This is a genomic window from Xanthomonas arboricola pv. guizotiae, from assembly GCF_002940205.1.
Taxonomy (GTDB): domain Bacteria; phylum Pseudomonadota; class Gammaproteobacteria; order Xanthomonadales; family Xanthomonadaceae; genus Xanthomonas; species Xanthomonas arboricola_C.
This window is the reverse complement of record NZ_MDSK01000002.1, coordinates 191,885-203,738: the sequence shown is the minus strand read 5'-3', so window position 1 is coordinate 203,738 and position 11,854 is coordinate 191,885. Positions and strand designations below refer to the sequence as shown.

The 11,854-nt window shown below is 66.7% G+C and carries 9 protein-coding genes, 1 other RNA gene and 1 pseudogene; 2 read left to right on the top strand and 9 right to left on the bottom strand.

Features of this window, described 5'->3' with window-relative positions; translation table 11 throughout:
* Positions 1–265 precede the first annotated feature (265 nt).
* From XarbCFBP7408_RS02515 to XarbCFBP7408_RS02495, 5 genes are all read right to left on the bottom strand, one after another.
* Positions 266–1,066: a dienelactone hydrolase family protein gene (locus XarbCFBP7408_RS02515; RefSeq protein WP_181106779.1), complete on the bottom strand. Its 801-nt coding sequence runs from the start codon at positions 1,064–1,066 to the stop codon at positions 266–268.
* Between the two features lie 316 nt (positions 1,067–1,382).
* On the bottom strand, positions 1,383–2,792 hold the full coding sequence (murD, locus tag XarbCFBP7408_RS02510) for a UDP-N-acetylmuramoyl-L-alanine--D-glutamate ligase (RefSeq protein ID WP_104561077.1): 1,410 nt from the start codon (positions 2,790–2,792) through the stop codon (positions 1,383–1,385).
* Positions 2,773–4,128: a UDP-N-acetyl-alpha-D-muramoyl-L-alanyl-L-glutamate epimerase gene (gene murL, locus XarbCFBP7408_RS02505; RefSeq protein ID WP_104561075.1), complete on the bottom strand. Its 1,356-nt coding sequence runs from the start codon at positions 4,126–4,128 to the stop codon at positions 2,773–2,775. Before murL ends, murD begins: the two co-directional genes overlap by 20 nt.
* Positions 4,125–4,583, bottom strand: coding sequence for a hypothetical protein (locus XarbCFBP7408_RS02500; RefSeq protein ID WP_104561073.1), 459 nt, complete (start codon positions 4,581–4,583; stop codon positions 4,125–4,127). The genes murL and XarbCFBP7408_RS02500 overlap by 4 nt, the downstream gene beginning before the upstream one ends.
* Complete coding sequence (locus XarbCFBP7408_RS02495; RefSeq protein WP_104561071.1) at positions 4,567–7,176, bottom strand: bifunctional aspartate kinase/diaminopimelate decarboxylase; 2,610 nt, start codon at positions 7,174–7,176, stop codon at positions 4,567–4,569. Before XarbCFBP7408_RS02495 ends, XarbCFBP7408_RS02500 begins: the two co-directional genes overlap by 17 nt.
* Before the next feature lie 184 nt (positions 7,177–7,360).
* Here XarbCFBP7408_RS02495 and XarbCFBP7408_RS02490 point away from each other — a divergent pair.
* A pseudogene (locus XarbCFBP7408_RS02490) lies at positions 7,361–8,239 on the top strand (PhzF family phenazine biosynthesis protein).
* 31 nt (positions 8,240–8,270) lie between these two features.
* The gene (locus XarbCFBP7408_RS02485; protein WP_104561069.1) at positions 8,271–9,173 is read left to right on the top strand and encodes a PhzF family phenazine biosynthesis protein; all 903 of its coding nucleotides are present in this window, start codon (positions 8,271–8,273) and stop codon (positions 9,171–9,173) included.
* 105 nt (positions 9,174–9,278) lie between these two features.
* Here the strand turns inward: XarbCFBP7408_RS02485 and XarbCFBP7408_RS02480 are convergent, their stop codons facing one another.
* The 4 genes from XarbCFBP7408_RS02480 to XarbCFBP7408_RS02465 all read right to left on the bottom strand — a co-directional run bounded on the left by XarbCFBP7408_RS02480 (position 9,279) and on the right by XarbCFBP7408_RS02465 (position 11,846).
* A complete protein-coding gene (locus XarbCFBP7408_RS02480) occupies positions 9,279–9,875 on the bottom strand; it encodes a glycine zipper 2TM domain-containing protein (protein ID WP_181106777.1) in 597 nt (198 codons plus the stop codon).
* A gap of 145 nt (positions 9,876–10,020) precedes the next feature.
* Positions 10,021–10,461 (bottom strand): OsmC family protein, encoded by a 441-nt coding sequence (locus tag XarbCFBP7408_RS02475; RefSeq protein ID WP_104561065.1) that lies wholly within the window; start codon positions 10,459–10,461, stop codon positions 10,021–10,023.
* Between the two features lie 306 nt (positions 10,462–10,767).
* Positions 10,768–10,838: non-coding RNA, sX9 sRNA (locus tag XarbCFBP7408_RS02470), on the bottom strand.
* 60 nt (positions 10,839–10,898) lie between these two features.
* Positions 10,899–11,846 (bottom strand): aspartate carbamoyltransferase catalytic subunit, encoded by a 948-nt coding sequence (locus tag XarbCFBP7408_RS02465; protein ID WP_016902360.1) that lies wholly within the window; start codon positions 11,844–11,846, stop codon positions 10,899–10,901.
* Between the last annotated feature and the right edge of the window lie 8 nt (positions 11,847–11,854).

Sequence of the window (11,854 nt, the reverse complement as noted above, 5' to 3'; positions counted from 1 at the left end):
AGGTTGGTCATGCTGACATTGCCGCGCTGCACAGGTAAGCAATGTTCGATGAGGGCAAATTGTGCTGGCGTGATCTCCATGTCCAATAGTTTAATCTCCCCAGCCACTAGCGTTAACAGGACCTAGTTCGCGCATTGACGAATCCCCGCATCCGTTAGCCGAATGATTGGTCAGCGCCCCCCGGAGCACAAGCTCCGGCGGGAGATGCGTTGAAGCACGGGACCCACGCTTTTGCGAATCCCGAATCCCCAATCCCCAATCCCGGCTACTCACCAAACCGCTCGTCGAAGAAATCGCCCAGCATGCGATACGCACGCTTGGCCGCACGCGGGTTGTACAGGCAGCCCGGTGGGCTGTTGGCATCGGCCTCGGCAAAGCAATGCACCGCGCCGCTGAAGTTGACGAACTGCCAGTCCGCACCCGCTGCATTCATCTCGGTTTCGAACGCAGCAATATCCGCCTTGCTCACGCTCTTGTCGTCGGCACCGTTGAGCACCAGCAACGGCGTCTTGGCCGAGCCGGCGGCTGCCGGACTGGGAGTGGCAATGCCGCCGTGCAGGCTGACCACACCGGCCAGCTGCGCGCCTGCGCGCACCAGTTCCAGCACCGTGGTACCACCGAAGCAGAAGCCCACCGCACCGATGCGCGCTGCATCCAGGGGCGCGGTGCCGGCCTGCGCCTTGAGCACCGCCACTGCTTTCAGCGCACGTGCGCGCAGCTCCGGGGGATCCTTCTTCAGCGCGCCGGCGAACTGCCCGGCCTCGCTGTCGTTGGCGGGGCGCTTGCCCTTGCCGTACACATCGGCCACCAGCACCACGTAATCGTCGCCGGCCAGCTGCTTGGCCTTGGTCACCGCCGAGTCGTTGACGCCGCGCCAGTTGGGCACCATCACCAGGCCCGGGCGCTTGGCATCGCCGGCATCGTCGTAGACCAGCACACCGCTATAGGTGTCCCTGCCGATCTTCCATTCCAGCGGTTTTGCCTGCATTGCCGCCGCTGCGGGGAAGGCCAGCGAGGCCAGGACACCGATCAACCCAACGCCACGCCATGTCCATTGCTTGTGCATGTGCTTGCTCCCAGGATGGTGCGGCGAGTGTAGGCGCTGCCGCCGTGCAGGAGGGGTCGTCATCGGCGCTGTCGGCAACTGCACCGGCAGTTGGCTGGTCGAAGCGCGTTCAGCACCTCGGCATCCGCTGCGCGTGCCGGCGTGCAAGGTAACCGCATCAACGCAGCGGCGCCGGAGTTAAAGCAGACAACACAACGTCGCGAGCAGTCGTCAGTCAGCGTGGACAGCGCGATGACCTGCAGCGTCTGGTACAAACTGATCCCGAGCACCGCCTCCGCCCACCTGCTGATGCGCGCAGCCGGTGTATCGGCTCCTGTTAATGCACGCCCAACCCAGGGATTGCGCTGATCGCCGCCGGGTCGAATCCGGCCAGCTGCGCGAAGTGCCGGCCGCGTGCAACATAGTCGCTGTAGGCACCGAAGCTCGGCGCACCCGGCGAGAGCAGCATTACACCGCCCTGCTCGCCCAGCGCATCGCGCGCCAGCTGCATGGCGTGTTGCAGATCGTTTGCGGCATGCAAGCCGAAGCGCCCGGCGTCGGCCAGCGGCGCCAGCAACGCATGGATACGCGGGCCATTGGCGCCCATGGTGACGATCTCCAGCGGCGCCTGCTGCGCCATCTGCCGGGCGAAATCGTGCCAGTCCAGGCCGCGGTCATGCCCGCCCACCAGCAACGCGACGCGACGCTGGGCAAAGCAGGCCAATGCGGCCAGCGACGCATGCGGCGTGGTGCTGATCGAATCGTTGACGTAGCTGATGCCGTCCACGCTGCCCAATAACTGCAGGCGGTTCGGCAACGGACGAAAACTCAGTGCCGCCGGCGCCAGTGCCGCAGCGTCCAGGCCCAGCGCTTCCAGCGCTGCCAGCACCGCGCACAGGTTGCGGCGATTGTGCTCGCCGGGCAGCGGCACGTCGGCAGTATCGAAGATGGCTTGGTCGCCGCGATACACCACATCGCCGCGCAGGTGCCAGCCATCGGCATGGTTGAACCAACGCACCTCGCTGTCGGGCAACTGCAAGCCGGCAAGCAGCGGATCGGCGGCATTGAGCAAGGCGATCCGCGGCCGACCTTCGGTCACCAGCGACAGCTTGTCGCGCACATAGCGCGCCTCATCGCCGTGCCAGTCCAGATGTTCGGGAAACAGGTTCAACACCAGTGCCAGCTCGGGACGCGCGCCACTGCGCCCGACCTCGCCGGTCTGGTAGCTGGACAACTCGATCGCCCAATACGTCGGGGGTGGTTGCGGCGCCAGCACTTCCAGCAGGGGTTGGCCGATATTGCCGACCAGGGCGGTGCGATGGCCGGCCGCACGCAGCAGATGCGCCAGCAGCGCGGTAGTGGTGCTCTTGCCCTTGGTGCCGGTGACGCAGATGGCGCCAGGCACGCTGCCATCCGGCTGCGCGTGCTCGGCAAACCACAACGCGGTGCCGCCGATGAATTGCGTGCCGTGCTCGGTTGCGGCGGTGTGCGCCTCGGGGCGATACGGGCTGATGCCGGGCGATTTCACCACCACCTCGAACCGGCCCAGCGCCTGCGCGCTGGCATCGGTTTCCACCTGCAAGGCCGCATCTGCCAACGTATCCAGTTCGCGCGCTTCTTCGGCGTTGCAGAACACCGTCAGCGTTTGCGTGGGCAACGCGGCGCGCAGTGCGCGATACGCGGCGCGTCCTTCGCGCCCCCAGCCCCATAACGCAACCGCCTTGCCCTCAAGCTGCGAAATTCGCACGCACGCGCTCCCACAGCGCCGACGGAATCCGGTGTTCGCCGTCGATGGCCAGCAACGGCTCCAGCTGCAGCGCCTGCTGGTCCAGCTGCGGCTGGATCTCGCGAATGAAACGCAGCACCAGCGCGTCTTCCTTCCATTCGGCGCGGCTGGCCAGCACCGCCATCGCCGCGCGCGATTCGCGGCCTTCGCCGACGCATTCGAACGGCTTGTGGTCCTGGAATTCCAGCAGCGCATCGTAGCCGCCGGCCTGGGTTGCATCGTCGAGCAGATTGCGCCCGAAGATCTTGACCAGCCGCGTCTTGGGCATGAACGGCGCCAATGCCAGGAACACGAAATGGCACTTCGGGCAAACCCCGCACCAGCGATGTACCGGGCGCTCGCCCATGATGTGGAAGTTGCGGTTGCAGCTGGAAAAATGCGCGTCGTAGTGATCGGTCCTGGCGAACTGGCGCGCCACCGCCAGCTCCGACAACGGCCGCAGCAGCGAGTAATAGCGCAGGTCGGCTGCCACGTGCCGCTGCACGTAATCGCCGAACGCTTGCTCGAACGCCCAACCCTTGGACCACTGGTGATTGACCTCGCCGGTGCCGGGAATCTGGCTGCCGTAACTGGCCGAACGCTCGTTGGAAAACACCACCTGGTCCACGCCGTTGAGCAAGGCCGACAACACCAGGATGGCCGAATTCACCGCGGTGACCGGGATATGCCCGTTCCAGGCGCCCTGGCGATTGAGCTCGAACAATTCCGGTGCCAGCACGCGGCCGATATTGAGCACCGGCAAACCGGTGCGCTCGGCGCAGGCCCGGATCAGCTGCGAGCCGCCGATCCAGCTGACGGTCTGCTCGATGCCGGCATGCCGCAGCGCTTCGATACTGACCAGCGAATCCTTGCCGCCACCGATCGCCACCAGCGCATGCTCGCGCAGGCCCAGCGCCGGCGCATCGCCGGCAGCCAGTGCAGCCACCGGGAAGTGGATCTTGCCGTGCAGGTTCAAGCCATTGCGATAGGCGAACTCGCCCAGGCCGTGCAGATAGACGCTTTCCACCAGCGCAGCGGTTTCGGCATCAATGCCGTAGCTGTCGATGGCAATGGTCGGCGGCACTGCAGCCTTGTAGTAACTCACGCCAGCGATGAGATGCAGCAGCTGCAATGCCTGTTGCACGGCAGCGCCCTTCGCGCCGTCCAGCACGAACGGTGCGCCCGGCACCGCGACGGTCTCGACCAGCTCCGGCCCTTGATCGAAGGCATACACCAGCGTCGCCACGCCGGTCTGCGCGTCGAGTGCGCAACGCACGAAACGGAAGGTGGAGATCTGGTGTTTGTCGAAAGCGCTCATGGACTACCTGCAGGAACACGTACGCGACGCAGATAACGCCGGCACAGGACATATTCAATCATGGAAAACGGCACCGCAGCCCACAGCAGCGGCAGGCAACCGAACAACACCGCCAGCAACAGCACATCCGGACGTGCGGTTGCGGGATCTCCGGACACCGCGAAGGCGACGGCGAGATACAGCGCCACCACCGGCACATAACTCAGCGCGCTCAACAGCACCGTACGCACTGCCATCCCGCCACTGCGACGCGTGGGAACCCGCGCGTCGCGCCGACGTTGCCAACGCCCGGCCAACCATGCGCCGATACCGGCGGCAACCAGCGCGGGCAGCGCCCATTTGAAGGTGTCGCTCCACGGCATGCCCAGGCTCAGTTGCTGCAGCGCGGTGGCGAACACGATCGCAGCGCCACCGGCCAGCGTACTGAGTGCAATGAACTCAGCCTGCGGGCGCATCGATCACCTCTTCGCGCGGCAATTCGCGCTGGTTGTAAGTGCTGGCCATCGAGTAACCGTAGGCACCGGCATCGGCCAGCAGCATCACATCGCCCGGCGCGGTGGCGGCAGGCAGACGACGGCGCCTGCCGAACACATCGGAGGATTCGCAGATCGGCCCGACGATATCGAAGCTGCCATCGGCCGGCGCATCGAGCTGGCTGAGGTTTTCGATGTCGTGCCAGGCGTCGTACAGCGCGGGACGGATCAGCGTGTTCATGCCTGCATCCAGGCCCACGCGCTGCACGCCGTCCTTCTCGATCACTTGCGTGACGCTGGCGAGCAAGACGCCGGCTTCGGCCACCAGATAGCGGCCCGGCTCGATCGCCAGCCGATAGCCCGGATGCACCGCCTTGACCTCGGCCAGGCCCCTGGCCCACAGCTCCAGATCGAACGGTTCGTCCTCGGCGCTGTACGGAATCGGCAGGCCGCCACCGATATCGATGGTCTCCACCGTGCCGATGCGGCGCGCGAAGCCGGCCAGTTCGTCGTACATCATCCGCCAGTGTTCGCCGGTCTCCACGCCACTGCCCAGGTGCGCATGCACACCGGTGATGGTGACCTCCAGCGTGCGCGCCACCTCCACGAACTCATCCACGCGCGTGGACGACAAGCCGAACTTGGACGCCTTGCCGCCGGTCTTGACCTTCTCGTGATGGCCGTCGCCATGCCCCAGGTCGATGCGCAGCCACACGTTGCGGCCACGGAACACCTCCGGCCAGCGCCGCAATGCTTCGACGTTGTCGACGGTGACGGTCACGCCCAGCGCAAATCCCGCTTCGTATTCGGCCTTGGGCGCGAAACTCGGAGTGAACAGCACGCGCCGCGGCGACAGCTCGGGCAGCACCTGGAATACGCGGCGCAATTCGCCATGAGAGACGCATTCCAGCCCGAACCCGGCCTGTTCCAGCGCCATCAGGATCGCCGGATGCGCATTGGCCTTGATCGCGTAATAACGCTGATCCACCGCCGCGATCTGCGCCAGCGCCTGCGCCCGCGCACGCACCGTGGGCAGGTGATAGACGTAACGCGGCGTGCCGGCCTTGGACAATGTCAGCAGATGCGCGCGCTCGGCATGCCACCACGGCGTGGGCCGCGGGCGCACCGAGCCGATGATCTCGCGCCAGCGCGGCCCGAACACCTCGCCTTCGCTCACCGGCATCGCGCCACTGTCGATCAGTTCCGCATGCAGGATCGGCAGCAGGCCATCGGCATCGGCTTCATCGATGACGAAAGTAAGGTTCAAGTCGTTGGACGACTGCGAGATCATGTGCACGCGCTCCTGCCCGAACGTGGCCCACACGTCGGAGAGCTTGTGCAGCAGCGAGCGCATGCCGCGCCCGACCAGGGTGATCGCCGCACACGGCACGATGATCTTGACCTTGCAGATCTGCGACAGATCGGCCGACAACGCCGCCAGCACATCGGTATTGACCAGGTTCTCGGACGGGTCCAGCGACACGGTGACATTGGTCTCGGCCGAACCGATCAGGTCCACCGACAGGCCATGTTTCTTGAACAGGGTAAACACATCGGCCAGGAAGCCCACCTGCTGCCACATGCCGATGCCTTCCATCGACACCAGCACGATGCCGTTGCGCCGGCTGATCGCCTTGACGCCCGGCACCGGCTCGGCATTGCCGTCGATGCTGGTGCCGGGCAGATCGGGGCGCTCGGTATCCAGGATCGCCATCGGCACGCCGGAATCGCGGCATGGCTTGATCGACCGCGGATGCAGCACCTTGGCACCGGTAGTGGCGATTTCCTGCGCCTCGTAATAGTCCAGGCGGGTCAGCAGCCGCGCGTCCGGCACGTCCTTCGGGTTGGCGCTGAACATGCCGGGCACATCGGTCCAGATTTCCACCCGGCTGGCGCCGAGCAGCGCACCGAAATACGCCGCCGAGGTATCCGAACCGCCACGCCCCAGGATCGCGGTGCCGCCATCGGCGTGCCGCGAAATGAAGCCCTGGGTGATCAGCAGGCGGGTGGGCTGCGCAGCGAAACGCGCGCGCCAGTCGGCGTCGGACTGCCACTGGCAGGACACCGACAGGCGCTTGGACCATTCGCTTTGATTGGGCTGCGGCGGCAGCGCCGACAGCCACTGGCGCGCATCCAGCCAGCCCATGTCCAGGCCGCTGGCATACAGATACGCTGCACCGATGGTGGACGACAGCAACTCGCCCTGCCCCAGCACCTCGGCCTGCCAGTCCAGCGTGCGGGTTGCCGCGCGCGCATCGCCGATCAATGCATGCAGCGCGGCAAGGCGCTCGCCCAGCACTGCATCGGCATCCAGTTCCAGCTCGGCCAGGAACTCGCGATGGCGTTGTTCCAGCGCGGCCACGCGCTGCGCGCTATCGGCGGCGCCATCGGCAATCGCGGTGAGTTCGTTGGTCACGCCCGACAGTGCGGACACCACCACCAGCACGCGGCCGCCGGTCTCGTTGGCCCGTTTGCTCGCCAGTTTTCCAATCGTGTCCCAGCGATGACGACGCGACACCGAGGTGCCGCCGAACTTGAGGACGATCCAACGATCGGTAGAGTGGGGAGCTGACATGGAGATAGGCGTTTAGGATGAGGGGGAAGACGCCCGGTACGCCGGGCGGAACCTCCGATTCTACTGCCAATGTCGCCCGCATGACCCCGTGTACGGTCACAGCCTGCCGGCGGCCACGGCCATCACCGCAACGGTTTGCGCTGCAACCATCGACGCGCCTTCCATCGACCGAGATCCATGCCCCATGAGCAAGCACCGCTATCTGCAACTGGATGTGTTCGCCGGCCAGGCCGGCCACGGCAATCCGTTGGGCGTGGTCCTCAACGCGCAGACCTTGTCGTCGGAGCAGATGCAGCAGATTGCCGCCTGGCTGAACCTGTCGGAGACGATCTTTTTCCTGCCGGTCAGCGCACCCGATGCGGACTACCACATCCGTATCTTCACGCCACGCGCAGAGCTGCCGTTCGCCGGCCATCCCAGCGTCGGCGCGGCGTGGGCGGCGGCAACGCACGGGCTGGTGGCGTTCAAGCCGGACGGCCGGATGCGCCAGCAATGCGCGGCGGGCGTGCTGCCCGTAGAGGTGATCGACCGGCACGGCGCCCTGCTGGTGCGGCTGCGGGCACCGCGTGCGCAAGCAGTCGAAACCGGCGATGCGCATGCTGCGGCGTTGCACGAAGCCTGCGCCGGCCTGCGCATGGCCGAACGCCCGGCCACATTGTGGACCAACGGCCCCGGCTGGTGGCTGCTGGAACTGGCCGACGCGCAGGCGGTACGCTAGGCGCTGCCCGATCTTGCGGCGATCAGCCGCCTGACCCAGGCCAGCGCAGCCACCGGCCTGGCCATCTACGCCCCGCAGGCCGGGGGCGATGCGGACCTGGTGGTGCGCGCCTTCTGCCCCGGCGACGGCATCCCGGAAGATCCGGTCACCGGCAGCGCCAACGCCTGCATTGCCGCGCGCCTGCACGGCGAAGGCCGCGTGCCGGGCGAGGCGTCGCGCTATGTCGCCAGCCAGGGGCGCGAAGTCGGCCGCGACGGGCGTGTACACGTGGAGGTGGATCACGCAGGCGAAGTCTGGATCGGCGGAACGACCAGGCAAGTGATCGAAGGCCGCATCGATTGGTAAGCTGCCGCGCCCTGTTCGCCGAGCCGCCACCATGACCACCCGCCGTTTCCTGCAACTGGATGTGTTCTCCGCCCGCCCCGGCAGCGGCAATCCACTGGCGGTGGTGCTGGATGCGCAAGGCCTGGACGATGCCGCGATGCAGGCCATCGCACGCTGGACCAAGTTGCCGGAAACCACCTTCGTGTTTGCGGCGCCGGACGCGCACAGCAGCTATCGGCTGCGGATGTTTTCCCCGCAAAAGGAAGTGCCGTTTGCCGGCCACCCCAGCGTCGGCACCGCGCACGCGGTGCTGGAGGCCGGCCTGGCCGCGCCCGACGACGGCGTGCTGATCCAGGATGGCATCGCCGGCCAGCTGCCGCTGCGCGTGGAGCAGATCGCGGGCCACCGCAGCATCGCCATCCGCACCCCGCGTGCGCGCGTGGCCGAGCAGGTGGAGGCCGACGACCCGCGCCTGCGCGATGCGGTGCGCGGCTGGTCCCTCGGCAGCCTGCCGCCCGCCTTGATGGATGGCGGCCGCACCTGGTGGGTGGTGGAGCTGGCCAGCGAAGCGGCGCTGCGCGGCCTGCAGCCGGATTGGGACGCGATCGCCGCGCTGGCCGAATCCACCGGCAGCATGGGCGTGTTCGCCTATGCCCGCGCCGCAGCGCCCGGTGCCTACGATCTGGCGGTGCGCGCCTTCGTCGGCAATGGCCGGCGCTTCGAAGATGCCGCCTCCGGCGCGGCCAATGCAGTGCTCGCCGCCTGGCTGGACAGCCGCCAGGCATTGCCGGGCGAGGAACGTCGCTACGTGGTCAGCCAGGGCCGCGAGATCGGCTTTGACGCCTTGCTGGAATTGCGCATCGACGCCAATGGCGATGTGTGGTCTGGCGGCCAGGTGCAGACGGTGATCCGCGGCACGCTGGATTGGGTGAGCGCGCCAGATCCCGCGGGCTGAAGAGTGCTTGCGTCGAAACAAGAAACGCTGCGGTGGCCCGCAGCGTTTTCGTCATTCCACCGGCCGATCTCGATCGCCTGACCGCAGCGTGCGGCACCGCGGCGGTCAGTCCGGGCGCACGTCCACGCGTACGCGGATGCGGTCGCCCGGGTTGTAGTCGCTACGCGTGTGGTAGGTGCGGCCCGCGTATTCGTAGGTCACGTCGTAGCCATCGACACGATCGCGTTCGCGATGGTAGGACACCGGCTCGCAGACGCTGACGTTGCCCTGGTAGTTGCGATTATTGGCTTCGTAGATCGAGCGGCCCGCCGCGACGCCGGCCATGGTACCGACCGCGGTGCCGACCAGGCGGCCATTGCCGCCACCGACCTGGCTACCAAGCACCGCACCGGCAATACCGCCGATCACGCTGGCCACGCCACGGTTGGACACACCGGCCTGGCCATAGCTGCCGCCATCGCGGTAGTAGCCGTCGTTGCGGGTGTAATAGTGATCGGCGGGGCGGTTATAGCAGCGCTCGCTGCTGCGCTCGTTATACGAATCGGTCACGATGATCGGGTCCACGCGCACCACCCGCGCATATTCGTAACGACCATCCTCAACGCTACCACGTCCGTCGTAGCCGCTGTCATAGCGCTGCGCCGTTGCATCGCCTGCAACTGCCAGACCCATCACCAGAGCACCAAGCACAAGAGTTTTCATCGCAGCAGCTTCACAGGGAGGACACGCTGCCGATGCTCGGCCTGCGCCAGTGAAACCGCCCTGAACCGGACCGCCCCTGCAAAGCCCTATTCAGGTCGCCGCCAGCTGCGTGCGGCGGCAACCATCGCCGGCGCACGCAGGGGGATCACGCCTGGTTGGAAAACTCGCTTTCCAGGCTGATCGGCACGGCGCTCAGCGCCTTGGACACCGGGCAGTTCTTCTTCGCGGTGTCGGCCAGTTCGCGGAACTTGGCTTCGTCGATCCCCGACACCACGGCCTTGAGCTTGAGGCGGATCTGCGACAGCTGCGGGCCGCCTTCCATCGACAGATCCACGTCTGCGCGCGTCTCCAGCGAGGTCGGCGGAAAACCCGCTTCGCTCAGCTGTGCCGACAGCGCCATGGTGAAGCAGCCGGCGTGCGCGGCAGCGATCAGCTCTTCCGGGTTGGTGCCCTTCTCGTCGCCGAAGCGGCTGCTGAAGGCGTAGCGGGTCTTGTCCATCAGTCCGCTTTGCGGCGTGCTGAGCTGGCCCTTGCCGGTCTTGAGGTCGCCTTCCCAGTGAGCGGTGGCGTGACGCGAAATACCCATTGCGATCTCCTGCGATGAAAGGAGCGGCCACGATAGGCGAGTCGATGTTAGCTCGTGGTGCTGGGATTCGGGATTCGGGATTCGCAAGAGCAGATCGCGGGCGCGTCCGGTAGCAAGCGGCGGCTGTTTGCGCTCGCGGAGTCGCGCATAGGGCGCGACCACGCAACCGATCACGGTGCGTCGGGCAACCAGCCGCTGCCTCTTCGCAATCAGTGATTCATAGATCGAAGGCGACTGCGTGTTGGTTGCGGCCGCGTTGCCGCTCTTGGAACGGCGAATAACACAACTGCGCAGCCGTTTTAGAGCGGCTAACCAGACCTCGCGAGCAGTCGTCAGGTGCGGACGGCGCGCAGGATCGCAGTGTACGAGTGCTACATGCCGATTCCGAGCACCGGCCGCGCCCGCCTGGCGCCTGCGCAGCCGTTTGTTGGTTGCTCTTAGCCCAGCAGGGTTTCCAGTACGGCCATGCGCACCGCCACGCCGTTGGCGACCTGGCGCAGCACGCACGATTGCGCGCCGTCGGCGACTTCGTCGGTGATTTCCACGCCGCGGTTGATCGGGCCCGGATGCAGCACGGCAGCGTCGCGGCCGGCGCGTGCCAGGCGCTCGCGGGTCAGCCCATAGACGGCGTGGTACTGCTCCAGCGACGGCACCAGGCCTTCTTCCATGCGCTCGCGCTGCAGGCGCAGCATCATCAAGGCGTCAGCACCTTCCAGCATGGCGTCGAAGTCCTGCCCGACCACGCAACCATCCAGCATGTCGTCGTCGGGCAGCAGGCTGGCCGGACCGCAGACGCGGATCTCGCCGGCGCCCAGCGTGCGCAGTGCATGCAGGTCCGAGCGCGCAACGCGCGAATGCTTCACGTCACCGACAATCACCACCTTGAGCTTGGAAAAATCGGTGCCCTTGGCCTGGCGCAGGGTGAGCATGTCGAGCAGGCCCTGGGTGGGATGCGAACTGCGGCCGTCACCAGCGTTGATCAAGGCGGTGCCCTCGCCTGCGGCCGCGGCCAGCGCTTCCACCGCACCGTCGTCGGGATGGCGCACCACGAAGCCGCGTACGCCCATCGCCTCGAGGTTCTTCAGCGTGTCGCGCGCGGTCTCGCCCTTGCGGGTGGATGAGGTGGAGGCATCGAAGTTGAGCACGTCCGCGCCGAGTCGCTGCGCAGCCAGATGAAACGAGCTGCGCGTGCGCGTGGACGGTTCAAAGAACAGCGTGCACACCGCGGTGCCAGCGAGCACGCTGCGCTTGCCCACGCGCCCCACCGCCGCATCGCGGATCTGGCCGGCACGATCGAGCAGCTGCAGCAGCGTGGTGCGCGGCAGTCCTTCCAGGGTGAGCAGGTGGCGCAGGCGTCCGTCCGAATCGAGTTGCATGGTGGTCATCGCAGGTC

Bases quoted from the DNA above. Each gene is read 5' to 3' on its own strand.
- XarbCFBP7408_RS02500 (WP_104561073.1), bottom strand. From the start codon at position 4,583: ATGCGCCCGCAGGCTGAGTTCATTGCACTCAGTACGCTGGCCGGTGGC.
- XarbCFBP7408_RS02515 (WP_181106779.1), bottom strand. From the start codon at position 1,066: ATGCACAAGCAATGGACATGGCGTGGCGTTGGGTTGATCGGTGTCCTG.
- murL (WP_104561075.1), bottom strand. From the start codon at position 4,128: ATGAGCGCTTTCGACAAACACCAGATCTCCACCTTCCGTTTCGTGCGT.
- XarbCFBP7408_RS02465 (WP_016902360.1), bottom strand. From the start codon at position 11,846: ATGACCACCATGCAACTCGATTCGGACGGACGCCTGCGCCACCTGCTC.
- XarbCFBP7408_RS02485 (WP_104561069.1), top strand. From the start codon at position 8,271: ATGACCACCCGCCGTTTCCTGCAACTGGATGTGTTCTCCGCCCGCCCC.
- XarbCFBP7408_RS02495 (WP_104561071.1), bottom strand. From the start codon at position 7,176: ATGTCAGCTCCCCACTCTACCGATCGTTGGATCGTCCTCAAGTTCGGC.
- XarbCFBP7408_RS02475 (WP_104561065.1), bottom strand. From the start codon at position 10,461: ATGGGTATTTCGCGTCACGCCACCGCTCACTGGGAAGGCGACCTCAAG.
- XarbCFBP7408_RS02480 (WP_181106777.1), bottom strand. From the start codon at position 9,875: ATGAAAACTCTTGTGCTTGGTGCTCTGGTGATGGGTCTGGCAGTTGCA.